This is a genomic window from Herbiconiux aconitum, assembly GCF_024979235.1.
In the GTDB taxonomy this organism is placed as follows: Bacteria; Actinomycetota; Actinomycetes; order Actinomycetales; family Microbacteriaceae; genus Herbiconiux; species Herbiconiux aconitum.
Map to the genome: position 1 here is coordinate 701,897 of NZ_JANLCM010000002.1, position 16,163 is coordinate 718,059.

17 protein-coding genes are annotated in these 16,163 nt (G+C 67.5%); 8 read left to right on the forward strand and 9 right to left on the reverse strand.

The window, feature by feature from the left end; all coding sequences use genetic code 11:
* Nucleotides 1-23 precede the first annotated feature (23 nt).
* Nucleotides 24-650: a histidine phosphatase family protein gene (locus N1027_RS14855; protein WP_259508908.1), complete on the forward strand. Its 627-nt coding sequence runs from the start codon at nt 24-26 to the stop codon at nt 648-650.
* On the opposite strand, the gene N1027_RS14860 is transcribed toward N1027_RS14855, so the two are convergent.
* Nucleotides 577-1,680: a glycosyltransferase family 4 protein gene (locus N1027_RS14860; RefSeq protein WP_259508909.1), complete on the reverse strand. Its 1,104-nt coding sequence runs from the start codon at nt 1,678-1,680 to the stop codon at nt 577-579. The genes N1027_RS14855 and N1027_RS14860 overlap by 74 nt on opposite strands.
* Nucleotides 1,677-2,693: an alpha/beta fold hydrolase gene (locus N1027_RS14865; RefSeq protein WP_259508910.1), complete on the reverse strand. Its 1,017-nt coding sequence runs from the start codon at nt 2,691-2,693 to the stop codon at nt 1,677-1,679. The genes N1027_RS14860 and N1027_RS14865 overlap by 4 nt, the downstream gene beginning before the upstream one ends.
* A gap of 129 nt (nt 2,694-2,822) precedes the next feature.
* Between N1027_RS14865 and treS the strand changes: the two genes are divergently transcribed.
* Entirely contained in the window at nt 2,823-4,547 is a 1,725-nt protein-coding gene (treS, locus tag N1027_RS14870) for a maltose alpha-D-glucosyltransferase (RefSeq protein ID WP_259508911.1), read from the forward strand.
* A gap of 9 nt (nt 4,548-4,556) precedes the next feature.
* Nucleotides 4,557-5,618, forward strand: coding sequence for an exonuclease domain-containing protein (locus N1027_RS14875; RefSeq protein WP_372499744.1), 1,062 nt, complete (start codon nt 4,557-4,559; stop codon nt 5,616-5,618).
* A 425-nt stretch (nt 5,619-6,043) separates the two neighbouring features.
* Here N1027_RS14875 and N1027_RS14880 read toward each other — a convergent pair whose 3' ends face one another.
* From N1027_RS14880 to glgA, 3 genes are all read right to left on the reverse strand, one after another.
* Entirely contained in the window at nt 6,044-6,304 is a 261-nt protein-coding gene (locus N1027_RS14880) for a type B 50S ribosomal protein L31 (RefSeq protein ID WP_259508912.1), read from the reverse strand.
* A 107-nt stretch (nt 6,305-6,411) separates the two neighbouring features.
* Nucleotides 6,412-7,194: an ABC transporter ATP-binding protein gene (locus N1027_RS14885; RefSeq protein WP_259508913.1), complete on the reverse strand. Its 783-nt coding sequence runs from the start codon at nt 7,192-7,194 to the stop codon at nt 6,412-6,414.
* Between the two features lie 288 nt (nt 7,195-7,482).
* On the reverse strand, nt 7,483-8,667 hold the full coding sequence (gene glgA / locus N1027_RS14890; RefSeq protein WP_259508914.1) for a glycogen synthase: 1,185 nt from the start codon (nt 8,665-8,667) through the stop codon (nt 7,483-7,485).
* Between the two features lie 48 nt (nt 8,668-8,715).
* Between glgA and N1027_RS14895 the strand changes: the two genes are divergently transcribed.
* Together N1027_RS14895 and serB are read left to right on the forward strand one after the other, a co-directional pair.
* The gene (locus N1027_RS14895; RefSeq protein ID WP_259508915.1) at nt 8,716-9,960 is read left to right on the forward strand and encodes a glucose-1-phosphate adenylyltransferase; all 1,245 of its coding nucleotides are present in this window, start codon (nt 8,716-8,718) and stop codon (nt 9,958-9,960) included.
* Nucleotides 9,957-10,652, forward strand: a complete 696-nt coding sequence (gene serB / locus N1027_RS14900) for a phosphoserine phosphatase SerB (protein ID WP_259508916.1) — start codon at nt 9,957-9,959, stop codon at nt 10,650-10,652. Before N1027_RS14895 ends, serB begins: the two co-directional genes overlap by 4 nt.
* Before the next feature lie 103 nt (nt 10,653-10,755).
* On the opposite strand, the gene N1027_RS14905 is transcribed toward serB, so the two are convergent.
* On the reverse strand, nt 10,756-11,475 hold the full coding sequence (locus N1027_RS14905) for a beta-ketoacyl-ACP reductase (protein WP_259508917.1): 720 nt from the start codon (nt 11,473-11,475) through the stop codon (nt 10,756-10,758).
* Nucleotides 11,476-11,558: 83 nt separating this feature from the next.
* On the opposite strand from N1027_RS14905, the gene N1027_RS14910 reads away from it, so the two are divergent.
* The 3 genes from N1027_RS14910 to N1027_RS14920 are packed head-to-tail and all read left to right on the forward strand — an operon-like array spanning nt 11,559 to nt 12,930.
* Entirely contained in the window at nt 11,559-11,867 is a 309-nt protein-coding gene (locus N1027_RS14910; protein WP_259508918.1) for a DUF3099 domain-containing protein, read from the forward strand.
* Nucleotides 11,864-12,094, forward strand: a complete 231-nt coding sequence (locus tag N1027_RS14915; protein ID WP_259508919.1) for a hypothetical protein — start codon at nt 11,864-11,866, stop codon at nt 12,092-12,094. Before N1027_RS14910 ends, N1027_RS14915 begins: the two co-directional genes overlap by 4 nt.
* The gene (locus N1027_RS14920; RefSeq protein ID WP_259508920.1) at nt 12,091-12,930 is read left to right on the forward strand and encodes an SURF1 family cytochrome oxidase biogenesis protein; all 840 of its coding nucleotides are present in this window, start codon (nt 12,091-12,093) and stop codon (nt 12,928-12,930) included. The genes N1027_RS14915 and N1027_RS14920 overlap by 4 nt, the downstream gene beginning before the upstream one ends.
* A gap of 30 nt (nt 12,931-12,960) precedes the next feature.
* On the opposite strand, the gene N1027_RS14925 is transcribed toward N1027_RS14920, so the two are convergent.
* From N1027_RS14925 to N1027_RS14935, 3 genes are all read right to left on the reverse strand, one after another.
* The gene (locus tag N1027_RS14925; RefSeq protein ID WP_259508921.1) at nt 12,961-14,559 is read right to left on the reverse strand and encodes an ABC-F family ATP-binding cassette domain-containing protein; all 1,599 of its coding nucleotides are present in this window, start codon (nt 14,557-14,559) and stop codon (nt 12,961-12,963) included.
* 197 nt (nt 14,560-14,756) lie between these two features.
* The gene (locus tag N1027_RS14930) at nt 14,757-15,650 is read right to left on the reverse strand and encodes an endonuclease domain-containing protein (RefSeq protein ID WP_259508922.1); all 894 of its coding nucleotides are present in this window, start codon (nt 15,648-15,650) and stop codon (nt 14,757-14,759) included.
* A 180-nt stretch (nt 15,651-15,830) separates the two neighbouring features.
* Complete coding sequence (locus N1027_RS14935; protein ID WP_092553023.1) at nt 15,831-16,160, reverse strand: metal-sulfur cluster assembly factor; 330 nt, start codon at nt 16,158-16,160, stop codon at nt 15,831-15,833.
* Between the last annotated feature and the right edge of the window lie 3 nt (nt 16,161-16,163).

Sequence of the window (16,163 nt, forward strand, 5' to 3'; positions counted from 1 at the left end):
GGCCGCCGCATAGGATGGTGGCGATGACTACCTTCACCTTCGTGCGCCACGGCCAGACCGACTGGAACTTCCAGAAACGCATCCAGGGCTCGACCGACATCCCCCTGAACGAGATCGGTCGCGAGCAGGCGCGCGAGACCGGAGCCGCCCTGGCGGAGCGCACCTGGGACGGCATCGTCGCCAGCCCCCTGAGCCGCGCCCGGGAGACGGCCGAGATCATCGCCGGCATCGTCGGCCTCGGCGAACCCGAGCTCGTCGGCGCCCTGGTCGAACGCAGCTACGGCGAGGTCGAGGGCCTGAACGCAGCCGAACTCGCCGAGCGGTTTCCCGACCCGATGGCGGATGTGCCGGGCCGCGAGAAGCGCTCGCACGTGGTGCGCCGGGTGCTGCCCGCGCTCGAGAAGCTGGCGGCCGAGCATCCGGCTGAGTCCCTCATCGTGGTCTCGCACGGCGGCGTGATCGGCTCGTTGATCCGCTATGTCACCGAGAAGGCGCTGCCCCAGCAGGGCCACGCGATTCCGAACGGGTCGGCGCACGACTTCGTGGTCGACGGCGGCGAACTGTCGATCATCGCTTTCAACGGCGTGCCGATCGACCCGTCAATCCGGTCGCGAGCACCGCTATCGCTCGAGCTGACGCTGCCCAACTGAAGCCCTCGGCCTGCCTGCGCGACGCGAGCGAGCGTCGCCGCCACTCGGCCGGATCCTCCAGCCGTGCGACCGTCGCTGCGAAACGGGCGGCGTCGCGGGCGGGTGCGTAGAGCGCGGCCTCTCCCCCGATCTCGCGGAACACGGCGATGTCGCTCACCACGACCGGCGTGCCGTACCCCATCGATTCGACCAGCGGGATGCCGAAGCCCTCGTCGAGCGAGGCCGTCACGAGCGCCGTCGCCCGCCGCAGCAGCGCGTGGTACTCCTCGTCGCTGACCCCGTCGTGGAAGACGAGGTGCGCATCCGGAACGATCGCCTGCAATCGTCGCTTGTCGGCATCCGTCGCCCGACTGAGCAGGTGCAGCGTGTACCCGGGCAGCTCGCCCGTGGCCCGCACCAGGGTCTCGACGTTCTTGTAGGGCATGAACGAGCCCATGTAGACGAGCGACTTCGCGTCGGCGCGGTTCTCGGCGTCGGCGGCGGCCGCGGAGGCCTCGGACGGTCCGGGCAGGTCGGCGGCGTTCCTGGCCACCACGACGGGCCGCTTGGTGAGCGCGTGCTCGGCGATCAGACCCCGCGTGGTCTCGGAGACGGTGACGATGGCGTCGGCGCGGTTGAGGAGCATCCGCTGCGGCCACCAGGCCTTGTGGTAGAGCCGCCAGAGCACCCGCACGAAGGCGGGCAGATCGTGCGGCGGGGTGGGGTTCGAGTAGTAGATGAGGTCGTGCACGGTGAGCGCGAGGCGGTATCGGCGGCCGGCGGTGCCCATGGTCTGCATGGGGCTGATCACGACATCCGGATGCGCGCGGTTGACCTGACGGGCCACGAGCGGCTCGAGCACACTGGTGGGGCCGGAGACCTTGATCCAGGGCAGCTCGGGCAGCATCTCGAGTTGGCGCTCGTCGCTGATGATCATGGTGAGATCGAGGCCGTCGATCTTGGCCAGTTCGCCCACCACACCGGCGGTGTACCGGCTGATGCCGTCGTGTCGGCCGATTCGCGTGTAGCGGCAGTCGAAGGCGAGTCTCACGAGCCCACCGCGGTGTCGGCCGCCGGCGTCGTGCCCGCCGTCGACTGCAGGAACGCCTCGATGGCCCGCGCGGCCTCGATCGGGCGTTCGTAGTGAATGAGATGCCCCACGTCGTCGAGCACCACGAGGCGCGCGTCGGGCATCGTGTCGCGCAGCCGGTGCTGGGCGGCGAGGGGCGTGATGTCGTCTTTGTCGGCTGCGATCAGCAGGGTCGGCGCCGTGATGCGCGCGGCGTATTCGCCGACGTCGTTGCTCACGGAGGCGCGGAAGGCGTCGAGCACAACGGTGCGGTTCGCGAACGCGCTGAAGTAACGGTGGTGCTGGTCGTGGATCCAGCGCCGCAGCGCCTTGTTCTTCGTCTTGGCCATGGTGATGCTGATCACGCGCACCATCACGGGGCTCGAGAGGATGACGTGACCGAGCTTCTCGGGGGCCGCGGCGCCGAGCCGGTAGTAGCCGATGGCGACCCGGCTCATCACACCCCGTGGGCCTTTCAGTGCGGGGGCGGCGATAGGGTTGATGAGAACGGCGTCGTCGACCTCGATGCCCGGGCGGTTCGGGCTGCCGGGGGTGCCGGGCGTGCCGGGGGTGCCGGGGCCGCCCGCCAGGGCTGCCGCCACGACGATGGATCCGAAGGAGTGCCCGACGATCACGAGCCGGGCGAGGGGTGACTCGGCTCGCACCACGTCGACGAACTCGTGCAGCCACTCGACGTAACCGTCGAGGTCGTGCACCGCCCGCAGGGGCGTCGAGACCCCGAAGCCCGGAAGATCGGGCGCCACGATGCGGTACCCGGGATGATTCAGCTGGGCGATCACGGGCTCGAGGCCATGGTGGTCGCCGCGGTAGCCGTGCACCACCACCAGCAGGGTGCCGGCGTTCGCTCGCGTGTCGGCATCCGACCCCGACTCGCCGTATTCCCACAGGTGGGTCGTGCTGCCGGCGACCGGGAGCACGCGCGTGGTGACGGGCATCCGGGAGAGTTCGACGGCATAGGGCGAGGCGACGGTCATCCGGTCCAGCATAGACGGGGCGAACGGTGCGTTCCTGTGGTGTGCTGGGTGCTCCATTGCGTGTCGGTGACCTGGGCTATCGTGAAACCGAACACCCTGGCCGGTCATCGATGTTCCGAAAGGACGCCCGTGAACTTCACCGCTCCCATCCAGTTGCCGGGCCTCACGCTCGACCCGCAGTGGTACCGGAGATCGGTCTTCTACGAAGTCATGATCCGCTCGTTCGTCGATTCGAACGGCGACGGCTTCGGCGACATCGCGGGCCTCATCTCGAAGCTCGACTACTTGCAGTGGCTCGGCATCGACGCACTCTGGTTGCCGCCCTTCTTCCAGTCGCCGCTCCGCGACGGCGGCTACGACGTCTCCGACTTCAAGGCGGTGCTGCCCGACTACGGAACGGTGGAGGAATTCCGCGACCTGGTCACCAAGGCGCACGAGCGCAACATGCGCATCATCATGGACTTCCCGCTCAACCACACCTCCGACCAGCACGAGTGGTTCCAGCAGTCGCGTGAAGACCCCGAAGGCCCCTTCGGCGACTACTACGTGTGGAGCGACACCGACGAGAAGTACGAGAACATCCGCGTCATCTTCGTCGACACGGAGGAGTCGAACTGGACCTTCGATCCCGTGCGCCGGCAATTCTTCTGGCACCGCTTCTTCTCGCACCAGCCCGACCTCAACTTCGAGAACCCTGCAGTGCAGGAGGCCGTGTTCGACATCTGCCGGTTCTGGCTCGACATGGGGGTCGACGGACTGCGGCTCGACGCCATCCCCTACCTGTTCGAATCCGAGGAGGGCAACGGTGAGGGCGAGCCGAAGACGCACGACTACATCGTGCGCCTGCGCCAGATGATCGACACCGAATACCCGGGGCGCATGCTGGTGGCCGAGGCGAACCAGTGGCCGCGCGAGGTGGCCGCGTTCTTCGGCACCGAGGAGGAGCCCGAATGCCACATGGCATTCGACTTCCCGGTGATGCCGCGCATCTACTACTCGCTGCGGTCGCAGAAGGCCGATGAGCTCATTCGTGTGCTCTCCGAGACCACGACGATCCCCGAGGGGGCCGCCTGGGGCGTGTTCCTTCGCAACCACGACGAGTTGACGCTCGAGATGGTGTCGGAGGAGTACCGGCAGGCCATGTACGGCTGGTATGCCTACGACCCGCGGATGCGCTCGAACATCGGCATCCGGCGCCGCCTCGCTCCCCTGCTCGACAACTCGCGGGCCGAACTCGAACTCGCCCACGCTCTGCTCTTCGCGCTCCCCGGGTCGCCGTTTCTCTACTACGGCGACGAGATCGGTATGGGCGACAACATCTGGTTGCCCGACCGGGACTCCTCGCGCACGCCGATGCAATGGACACCGGATCGCAACGCCGGCTTCTCCACCGCCGACCCGGGCAAGCTCTTCCTGCCCGTCGTGCAATCGCTGGTCTACAACTACAACCTGGTGAACGTGGAGTCGCAGCTCGCGCAGTCGCGCTCGCTGCTGCACTGGGTGCGCAACGTCATCCACGTGCGGAAGGCGCATCCGACGTTCGGGCTCGGGTCGATGGAGGTCGTGGGCAGCGACCACGAGTCGGTGCTCGCCTTCGTGCGCTCCTACCAGGGCTCGGGCGCCTACTTCGGCGACGGACCCGAAGACGTGCTCTGCGTGTTCAGCTTCGCCCACAATCCGGTGTCGGCCACCATCACGGCACCGCAGTTCGCGGGGCGACGGCTGTTCGATCTCTTCGGGCACGGCGAGTTTCCCGCATTCGACGAGAACGGCACCGTTACGCTCACTTTCGGAACCCAAGCGTTCTACTGGCTGCACGTCGGCCAGTCCACCGAACAAGAACAGGGGCGCTAAGCGGTGCCGATGCCCGAATCATCCCGCCCGGTCGTGGTGGAGGTGCCGCTGTTCGACTTCGACGACGAGAGGCTGGATGCGGGGGCGGCGCCCGAAGCGCAACCTGTTGCGCCGGCACCCGTCGCAGCACCTGCGACGCCGGTGCCGCTCGCCGCTGTGAACGGCGAGGTGCACGTCGGTTCGATCGTGGTGCTGGAGCGGGAAGACACCACGACGCTCGACCGCGACGACACGACCGTGATCGAGGTCGATGCTGCGGCGGTGCTCGAGACGGGTCGGGCAGCCGTGCTCGACGACCTCGAGGAGGTGGTGCAGGCTGCACCCGAACCCGAGTACGTCGTCGACACCGAGATCACCCTTCCGCTTCTGCCCCGGCCGGCCTGGGCCGATCGATTGGCCGTCTTCGACCTCGAGACCACAGGCATCGACGTCGAGACCAGCCGCGTGGTGACCGCGAACATCAGCCTGCTGGATGCCGCGGGCCAGGTGGTGAGCCGTCGTGACTGGTTGGCCGATCCGGGTGTTCCGATTCCCGAGCAGGCCACCGCGGTGCACGGCGTCAGCACCGAGCACGCGCGAGCGGCGGGTCGCCCGGCGGCCGAGGTGGTGGCGGAGATCGTGGCCGAGCTCCGCCGAGTCTTCGACGAGGGCTATGCGCTCGTCGTCTACAACGCTCCCTACGACCTCACGCTGCTCAATCGCGAAGCGTCACGACACGGCAGTGAGCCGCTCGACACGCCTCCTGCGGTGGTCGATCCGCTGGTGATCGACAAGCAGATCGATCGTTACCGGAGGGGCAAGCGCACGCTCGAGGTGTCCGCCGCGTTCTACGGCGTGGCACTCACGGATGCCCACGACGCCGGTGCCGACGCCATCGCGGCGGGGCGCGTGGCCCAGGCTCTGGCCTCGAAGTATGCGGTCGACCTCGACCTGACGCTCGAGCAACTGCACGCGGCGCAGGCAGCTTGGCATGACGCCCAGTCCGACTCCTTCGAGGACTACATGCGCCGCACCCGCGACCCCACGTTCACGTCCCGTCGCGGATGGCCCGAGTCCCCGCGCCCTGCCTGACCCGCCGTCCGCCCCTACCCGCTCGGTCGGCCCCAGCCGCCCCCACCCTCACCCAAACGACGGAGTTTCGCCCCGAGAACCCGAAGCGACGGAGGCACACTCCGCGTGTCGCGAAGAACTCCGTCGATTCGCACCTGGGCGAACCTGCGCGAGTCGACCACGAGCATCCGCACCTCCTGATCGAGGTGCCAGCCGCCGCCGGCTCCCATCGCGATCGCAGGCCGCGGGCCGCGCTCGACGACCTAGGGTGAGCGCGAGGCCGCGTCAGCGACCTCACGCGAACATGTCGCCTCGCGCCGCAGTAGCGGCGGCGCGAGCAGTGAGCGACGCGCGACCGCAGGCCGCGCATCGCGGGAGGCGCAGGAATAGCAAGAACCCCGCCGACCGGAGTCGACGGGGTTCCCGTGCGTTTGTGGAGACGGAGCTTACTTGCTCGCGCCGCCGAAGCCCTTGTAGCGGCTGTTGAACTTCTCGACGCGACCGGCCGAGTCGAGGATGCGCTGCTTGCCCGTGTAGAACGGGTGCGACTCCGACGAGATCTCGACGTCGATCACCGGGTAGGTGTTGCCGTCTTCCCACTCGATCGTCTTCGACGACGACACGGTCGAACGGGTGAGGAAGGTGGCGCCGGACGCGAGGTCTCGGAAGACCACAGCTTCGTACTTCGGGTGGGTGTCAGTCTTCATAGTGGAGTCCTTGTTTACACAGTGGTGATTTTTGAGCACAGCGGGGATGAAATCGTGGGCCACACGGGCCAGCTAGACAGTTTAGCAGATCTGATTCCGGATGAGCGTCAGGATGCGCGTGCCGTGTAGCGGCCGTCTTCTTCGTTCAGCGTGATCGGAAGCCCGAAGGTCGTCTCGAGGTTCTCGGAGGTGAGCACCTCGCCGATCGGGCCGCTCGCGACGATCCCGCCCTGGTTCAGGAGCAGCGCGTGGGTGAACCCGCGCGGGATCTCCTCGACGTGGTGGGTCACCATCACGATCGCGGGCGCCTCAGGTGCCGAGGCGTAGCCGCCGAGCAGCTGCAGCAGCTCCTCGCGAGCGCCGAGGTCGAGCGACGCGGCCGGCTCGTCGAGCAGCAGCAGCTCGGGGTCGGTCATCACCGAGCGGGCGATCTGCACGCGCTTCTGCTCGCCGTCACTGAGCGAACCGAAGAGCCGCTCCGAGAGATGGTCGAGCTTCCACTCGCCCAGCACCCGTTGCGCCCGGCGCAGGTCGATGTCTTCGTAGGCCTCGTTCCACCGGCCGGTGACGGAGTAGGCGGCTGTGAGAACCACGTTCAGCACCGTCTCGTTGCCCGGGAAGCGGCGGGCCATCGCGCTCGACGCGAAGCCGACACGCGGGCGCAGCTCGAACAGGTCGACCTCGCCGAGCTTGCCGTCGAGCACATGCACGGTGCCGCCCGAAGGATGGTTCATCGCCGCGGCGATCTGCAGCAACGTCGTCTTGCCGGCGCCGTTCGGCCCCAGCACCACCCATCGCTGGTCGCCGTCGACCGTCCAGTTCACGTCGGTGAGGATCTGATTTCCATCACGGATGACAGAGACGTTCTGCAGGTCGAGCACGTTGGGCATGAAAGAAGTTTATCGGGCGGCGTCAGGTGTATTTGACGAACGGTGCTTGGGTACCACATCGCCACTTCCCACGATGCGCCGGCCTGCGGCTGGCGCGTCGCTCATTGCTCGCGCCGCCGCTTCTGCGGCGCGAGGCGACATGTTCGCGTGCGGTCGCTGACGCGGCCGCGCGCTCACCCTGGGTCGTCGAAAAAGGCCCGCAGCCCGCAATATCGTGCTCCCCTATCAGGCTCCTGGCTTGCTTCCGCCGACCCTCAGTCGCCTGGCTGGCTCCCGCCGGCTACGGGCTCACCCCACGAGCGACCGGTAGATCCCCGCCGTCTGGGCCGCGATCGACGACCAGCTGAACTCGGCCTCGGCTCGGGCGCGTCCGGCCTCGCCCATCCGTGCCGCACGCACCGGATCGGTGACGACCTCTGTCAGCGCGCGCGCCAGGTCGGTCACGAAACGGTCGGGGTCGGTGGGGGTTCCGGTGCCGTCCTGCAGCTGGTCGATCGGCACGAGAAGTCCGGTCACCCCGTCGTCGACGACTTCGGGGATGCCCCCGGTCGCCGTGCCCACCACCGGCAGCCCGCAGGCCATCGCCTCGAGGTTCACGATGCCGAGCGGTTCGTAGATCGAGGGGCAGACGAACACGGTAGCGGTGGTGAGGATGGCGGTGAGCGAGGGCTGCGGCAAGATCTCCTCGATCCAGACGATGCCGCCTCGTGTCTCCTGCAGCGCCCGCACCGCCGTGCTCACCTCGTCGAGAATGGCCGGCGTATCCGGTGCGCCTGCGCACAGCACGACCTGCACCTCCGCGGGCAGCAGAGCGATGGCGCGCAGCAAGTAGGGCAGACCCTTCTGCCGGGTGATCCGACCCACGAACACCACGGTGGGGCGCGTGCTGTCGATACCGTGCCGGGCGAGCACCTCCTCGTCGTAGTGCGGCTTCCACTTCTCGAGGTCGATGCCGTTGTAGACCACGGTCACTTTCGACTCGTCGAGAGCGGGATAGGAGCGCAGGATGTCGCGGCGCATCCCATCGCTCACCGCGATGACGGCGTCGGCCGACTCGAACGCATCCTTTTCGATCCACGACGAGACGCGGTAGCCGCCGCCGAGCTGCTCGGCCTTCCACGGTCGCAACGGCTCGAGCGAGTGGGCGGTGACGACATGGGGCACGACGTGCAGCAGGGCCGACAGCCGGCCCGCCGCATTGGCGTACCAGGTGTGCGAGTGCACGAGGTCGGTGCCGGCGGTGGCCTCGGCGATCTGCAGATCGACGCCGAGGGTCGTCAAAGCGGGGTTCGCTCCGTCGAGCTCGGCGGGCACCCGGTAGGCGAAGACCCCTTCCTCCGAGCGGGGTGCGCCGAAGCACCGCACCGTCACGTCGAGGTGGGCGCGGAGTCCTTTCACCAGTTCGGCGACGTGCACTCCCGCCCCTCCGTAGACCTCGGGCGGATACTCTCGTGAAATCACATCTACTCGCATAGTTGAACGGTAGTACGGACCGGGGGAAACCTCATTAGGGTTGGGGTCATGGCTGCATCAAAGAAGATCTTCGGCATCGTCCTGGCCGGAGGTGAGGGCAAGCGACTCATGCCCCTCACGGCAGACCGGGCCAAGCCTGGCGTTCCTTTCGGAGGCGGCTACCGCCTGATCGACTTCGCGCTTTCGAACCTCGTGAACTCGGGTCTCCGCCAGATCGTGGTGCTCACGCAGTACAAGTCGCACAGTCTCGACCGCCACGTCTCGCAGACCTGGCACCTCGACGGCCTGCTGAACTCCTACATCGCGTCGGTGCCCGCTCAGCAGCGGCTCGGCAAGCGCTGGTTCAGCGGATCGGCCGACGCCATCCTGCAGTCGCTCAACCTGATCCGCGACGAGAAGCCCGACATCGTCGTCGTGGTCGGCGCCGACCACGTCTACCGAATGGACTTCGGGCAGATGATCCAGGCCCACATCGAGTCGGGCATGGGGGCGACGGTCGCCGCCATCCGGCAGCCGATCGAGCTCTCCGACCAGTTCGGCGTCATCCAGACCTCCGCCGACGACCCGAAGCTCATCGACGAGTTCCTCGAGAAGCCGAAGAACGCGGTGGGTCTCGCCGACGCGCCGCACGAGGTACTCGCGTCGATGGGCAACTACATCTTCGACGCCGATCAGCTGATCGACGCCGTCATCCGCGACGGCGAGCGGCCCGAGTCGAGCCACGACATGGGCGGCGACATCATCCCCGACTTCGTGGCGCGCGGCAACGCCGCCGTCTACGACCTGAACCGCAACGAGGTCCCCGGTTCGACCGACCGCGATCGGTACTACTGGCGCGACGTGGGAACCATCGAGTCGTTCTACGACGCCCACCAAGACCTCATCTCGGCGCTCCCCGTCTTCAACCTCTACAACGAGAAGTGGCCCATCTACACGCAGCAGCTCAATTCGCCGCCGGCGAAGTTCGTGCGCGACAGCAAAGGCAACCCCGGGGTGACGGTCGAATCGATCGTGTCGCTCGGCTGCCTGATCTCCGGCGCGCGCGTCGAGGGCAGTGTCGTCGGCCCGTGGACGACGGTCGATTCCGGCGCGCTGGTGCAGCAGTCGGTGCTGTTCGACCGTGTGCACATCGAACCGGATGCCGTCGTGCGCCGCGCTATTCTGGACAAGAACGTCGTCGTCGTCGCGGGCGCCCAGGTGGGCGTCGATCCCGAACGCGATCGGGAACGCGGATTCACCGTGACCGACACGGGGATCACGGTCGTTGGTAAAGGAGTCCGCGTAGTTCCATGACGCAGCAGCTGCTGGCACACGATTCTTCGCCCGCGAGCCAGCCGACCGCCGATCGATCGCGCTTCCTCGTCGTGCTCGACGTCGATTCGACGCTGATCGAGAACGAGGTCATCGAGATGCTCGGCGATCTGGCCGGATGCCACGCCGAGGTGGCCGAGATCACTGAACGCGCCATGCGCGGCGAACTCGATTTCGCGCAGAGCCTCGCGGCCCGGGTCGCGCTGCTCGAGGGACTGTCCGACACCTCCTTCGCCGAGGTCGGCGCCGCCATCCGCGTCACCGCAGGGGTCCCCGAGATGATCACCGCGGTACACGCTGCCGGCGGCGCCGTGGCCGTCGTCTCAGGCGGCTTCCACGAGGTGCTCGACCCGCTGGCCACGTCGCTCGGCCTCGACCACTGGCGCGCGAACCGCCTCGGTGTGCGCGGCGGAGTCCTCACCGGCAGCGTCTCGGGCCCGATCATCGACCCCCAGAGCAAAGCGGATGCCCTGATCGAGTGGGCAGGTTCACGCGGCATCCCGCTCTCCCGCACCCTCGCAGTCGGCGACGGCGCCAACGACCTCCGCATGATGGAGGTCGCAGGCCTCTCGGTCGCCTTCGACGCCCGACCCTTGGTACGGGAGCACGCCGACATCATCATGGACGTGCGCGACCTCTCGCAGCTGCTCCCCTTACTGGGCCTCCGCGGCTAAAGCGCGGGACCGCTCGGTGGGGGCGGATATCACCCTCCGCCTAGGGGTTGAGCGGAGCTCAAAGGCGGCGGAGGGCGACATCCGCCCCCACCGAGCTATCGGGTCAGTGACCCATGCCGAGGCCTCCATCGACGGGGATGACCGCACCGGAGATGTAGGCGGCGTCGTCCGACGCGAGCCAAGCTACCGCCTTCGCGACCTCGGCGGCGGTGCCGTAGCGAGCTGCCGGGATGCTCTTCTTGTACTCGGCCTGCTGCTCCGCGGGGAGTTCGGCCGTCATATCGGTCTCGATGAATCCGGGCGCCACCACGTTCGCCGTGATGTTGCGCGCACCGAGCTCACGGGTGATCGACCGCGCGAAGCCCACGAGGGCGCTCTTGGAGGCGCTGTAGTTCACCTGTCCGGGCGAACCGTAGAGGCCCACCACGCTCGAGATCAGCACGATGCGGCCGAAGCGGGCCTTGAGCATCCCCTTCGACGCGCGCTTCACGACGCGGAACGAGCCGGTGAGGTTGGTGTCGATGACGCTCGTGAAGTCGTCTTCGGTCATCCGGAGCAACAGGGTGTCCTTCGTGATACCCGCGTTCGCGACCACGACCTCGACCGGGCCGAGCTCCTTCTCGACCTCGGTGAACGCGGCGTCGACTGATGCGCTGTCGGTCACGTCGGCGATCACCGTGAGCGTTCCCGCAGGGCCGCTGCCGGAACGGGCGGTCACGGCGACCCGGTGCCCCTGAGCCACGAATTCTTCGGCGATGGCGTAGCCGATGCCACGATTTCCGCCGGTGACGAGCACGGTGCGAGGGGTGGTGGGAGTAGTCACTGCGGGAGGGTCCTAACTTCGGGGAGACGGTGGTGCCGTACCAGCTTAGGAGCAGTTTTCGAAGCGTAGGCTAGAGGCACACCATGAGACATGCGCCGCAGTCCATCACGAGCATCCCGCGGTCCCCCGAGGACGAGCGGCGCTCGCGCATGACCAAGTACTTGGTCACGATGAGCATCCGCATCGTCTGCCTCATCCTCATGCTGTTCGTGCAGGGCTGGTGGCTCGCGGTTTGTGCGGCCGGCGCCATCCTGCTCCCCTACTTCGCCGTGGTGCTCGGCAACGTCGGAACCTCGTGGGTGAGCCGCGCCGAGCGGCCCACCGCCATCGAGGTGTACCGCCGTCCGGAGGCGCCGACGAACCCGGCCGAACCTGAGGAGCCGCGTCCGTGATCTCGCTCGGCCTCGATCCGATCGCAGAGGAATGCTCGCGCGCTGCGTGCCGCGCGGCGGCCACCTGGCGCATCGACTGGCGCAACCCGCGCATCCACGCCGAAGACCGTCGCAAGACCTGGCTCGCGTGCGATGAGCACGTCGACTACCTGCGCGAGTTCCTGGATGCGCGCGACTTCCCGCTGATGGTCGCCCCGTTGACATCGGCGGGAGCAGTCGACGCATGACCGGCTGGCGGTTTCTGCTCAGCCGCCGCTGGGCCGGCTATCTCGCGCTCGTGATCGTGTTCGCGATCGTCTGCGTGCTGTTGGCCATGTGGCAGCTCGCCCGGCGCGACGAGGCGGTGGCCGAGATCGACCGGGTCGCCACGAACTTCGACGCCGATCCGACCGCGCTCACGTCGGCACTCCCCGAACTCGACTCCTACGACCCCTCGCAGGAGTGGCTCACGGTGTCGATGCAAGGCCACTACCTCGTCGACGACCAGGTGCTCGTCCGCAATCGCCCGCTCGGGGGCGACGTGGGCTTCGACGTGCTGGTGCCGTTCCAGCTGACGAGCGGTGAGGTGTTCATCGTCGATCGCGGCTGGGTTCCGACGGGTCAGAAGCAAGACGTTCCGGATGCGATCCCGGCGGCCCCCACCGGAACGATCTCGGTCGTCGCCCGACTGAAGGCCGGCGAACCGCACCTCGACAACCGCAGCGCGGTTCCCGGGCAGATCGCCACGATCGAACTGCCCGTGCTTGCCGATCAGATCGGCCTCCCCACCTACACGGCGGCCTACGGCCTGCTGGCGTCGGAGAACCCGGCACCGGCCGATCGCCCCACGGCTGCGGTGAAGCCGACACCGGATGAGGGCGCCCACCTCTCCTACACCTTCCAGTGGTTCGCGTTCGGGCTGCTCGGATTCGTGGCCCTCGGCTACATCGTGCGCCAGGAGTTCCGTCGCGTGAACGAAGACGACCCGGAGGAGCAGGAGCGCGCCGCCGAGCGGGAACGCAAGCGCCTGGCCCGCAAGACCGACGCCGAGATCGAAGACGAGATCATCGACAACCGGAGCTGAGGCGCGTGCCCGGATGAGGGCATCCGGAGATCAGGCCAGCGAGATCAAGTCTGCGTAGTCCTTGTTCCAGTGATCCTCGACGCCGTCGGGCAGAATCAGCACCCGCTCGGGGTTGAGCGCCTCGACCGCGCCCTCGTCGTGGCTCACCAGCACGACCGCGCCCTCGTAGTGCGCGAGCGCATCCAGGATCTCCTCGCGGCTGGCCGGGTCGAGGTTGTTCGTCGGTTCGTCGAGCAGCAGAACGTTCGCTCCGCTCACGACGATCATGGCCAGGGCCAGACGCGTCTTCTCTCCGCCCGAGAGCACGCCGGCGGGTTTGTGCGAGTCGTCGCCGGTGAACAGGAACGAGCCGAGAACGCGTCGCGCCTCGGTCTCGGTGAGGTTCGGCGAAGCCGACACCATGTTCTCGAGCACCGAACGCTTCACGTCGATGGTCTCGTGCTCCTGGGCGTAGTAGCCGACGCGCAGCCCGTGACCGGGTTCGATCTGACCGGTGTCCGGCTTGTCGACGCCGCCCAGGATGCGCAGCAACGTGGTCTTGCCCGCACCGTTCAGTCCGAGAACGACGACTTTCGACCCACGGTCGATCGCCAGATCGACGGCCGTGAAGATCTCGAGTGAGCCGTAGCTCTTCGAGAGATTCGAGGCCATGAGGGGCGTGCGTCCGCAGGCCACCGGGGTCGGGAACCGCAACTTGGCCACGCGGTCGACCGCGCGCACCTCTTCGAGACCCGAGAGCATCTTCTCGGCGCGTGCCACCATCTGGTGGGCGGCGGCGGCTTTCGAGGCCTTGGCGCCGAAGCGGGCGGCCTGCATCTGCAGCTGCGTCGCCTTCTTCTCGACGTTGACGCGCTCCTTCTTGCGGCGCTCCTCGTCGGCTTCGCGCTGCTTGAGGTAGTTGCGCCAGTTCATGTTGTAGACGTCGATGATCTGCCGGTTCGCGTCGAGGTAGAACACCCGGTTCACGGTCTCGCCCACGAGTTCGATGTCGTGGCTGATCACGATGAATCCGCCGTTGTAGCTCTTCAGGAACTCGCGCAACCACACCACGGAGTCGGCATCGAGGTGGTTGGTGGGCTCGTCGAGAATGAGTGTCTCGGCGTCGGAGAACAGGATGCGCGCCAACTCGATGCGCCGGCGCTGACCACCCGAGAGGGTTCGGAGGGGCTGGTCGAGGATGCGGTCCGGCAGGCTCAGGTTGCTCGCGATCGACGCGGCTTCCGCCTCGGCGGCATATCCACCGAGTGCGTCGAAGCGCTCGGTGAGGTTGCCGTACTTCTTCATCGCGGCGTCGCTGACCTTGCTGTCGCTGCTCGCCATCTCCATCGACGACTGCTGCATGCCGAGTACCAGCGATCCGAGACCGCGGGCATTCAGGATGCGCGTGCGAGCCAGTTCGTCCGGATCGCCCGAGCGGGGATCCTGCGGCAGGTAGCCGAGCTCGCCCGTGCGATGAACAGCCCCGGCGGAGGGCTGGAGTTCGCCGGAGAGCACCTTCGTGAGAGTGGTCTTTCCCGCCCCGTTGCGGCCGACGAGACCGACTTTGTCGCCGGCTCCGACTCGGAACGACACGTCCTCCATGAGGGTTCGTGCGCCGACCCGGATGGCCAGGTCTGTAACGCTGAGCACAGAAGTATCCAATTCTTGTTGCGAAGGGGGAACGCTCCAGTCTATCCGCCCTGCGCCGCCACCCTCCCCCCGCTCGCCCCCAGCGCAATCCGCCGCCCCACCCCGCGCCGCGCCTGACCCCGGAGTTCTCCAAACGAGACCGCACCCGCAGCGCCCTGGCGTTGACCATGCCGTCTCGTTTGGAGAACTCCGGCCAGTCAGGGCACGAGAAGTGCGCCGCGCCGATGTCGCGCAGCCCACCGGTGCTCGCCGCGGCGCATCAGGTCGCGGATGACGGCGAGCACCCGCTCCCATTGGAACATGACCTGCTCGTAGCTCAGCCGGATCACCAGGTACCCCATCGAGACGAGCGCCAAATCCCGCCGCTTGTCCTCGCGAAACGACTTCTTGTCGGAGTGCCATCGGCGCCCGTCGACCTCGATGACGAGCCGATCCCCCACCACGAGATCGACGTCACCGACACCCGAGACGGAGACCTGGCTTCTGCATCGAATCCCCGCGGCGCGCAGACCGAGACGTGTGTGCGTCTCGACTCCCGACTCGGCAGGCGCGAGCACCTGAGCGAACTCGCTGTACCGGCGGGGTAACGTGTCGAGCAGTTCGAGAACTCGGGGCTGCCGGATCACCCTCAGATGCAGCGCAGACTCCAGCGACGCGATCGCATCGAGCCGAGGTTGACACATCGTCGCGTGCAGCAGCGCCCACTCGATCGAGTCGACACCGCCCCGGGCGGGTGTCGGCGTGCTCGTCGGCCACGACCTGTGAATGTGCAGCCCATCAGCGGCAGCGCTCGGCGCGATCTTGTCGAAACGCGGTACCCGTACGTGCAGAAGGCGGGACTCTGGCGTATCCGCTGTCCAGACATCCCGAGCACGCAGTACTGACACGCAGGAGAGCGTTCCGCGCGCGGCGACCGAGCGCACCACCTCGGGCGGGGCACCCGGGAGCGCGACCCACCCGCGGCGGACGCGTCTCACGGCGCCGGCCGCCACTGAGGCGTCGATCGCGCGCAACGAGAAGCCGCGGGCAGCCAGCTCTCCGGTGGACGCGACCCCTCCGAGCGCAGCGACAGATTCGGCGACGGTGTGCATGCCGCGAGCCTGCCCGAACAAGGCGGCAGCCGGCCCTGGCCGCACACATCTGTGGACAACAGAACTACGCCGGGCCCTGTGGACAACGGCGGACGCTGGAGTTCTCCAAACGAAACGGCCACCGACGCCCTAGGGCGGTGCGGTGGCCGTTTCGTTTGGAGAAGTCCGGGGAGGCGCGGGTCAGATGGAGAAGCCGAGGGCCCGCATCATGTCGCGCCCGTCGTCGGTGATCTTGTCGGGGCCCCACGGCGGCATCCACACCCAGTTGATGCGGAACTGCTCCACCACGCCGTCGAGCGCCTCGGCCGTCTGCTCTTCGAGCACGTCGGTGAGCGGGCAGCCTGCGCTGGTGAGGGTCATGCTGATGACCAGAGCGTCCTGCTCCGCATCCCAGCCCAGATCGTAGATGAGGCCGAGGTCGACGATGTTCACGCCGAGCTCAGGGTCCATCACGTCTTTCAGCGCCTCTTCGACCTGGTCGAAGAGTTTCGGTTCGAGTGTCGTGACCATATC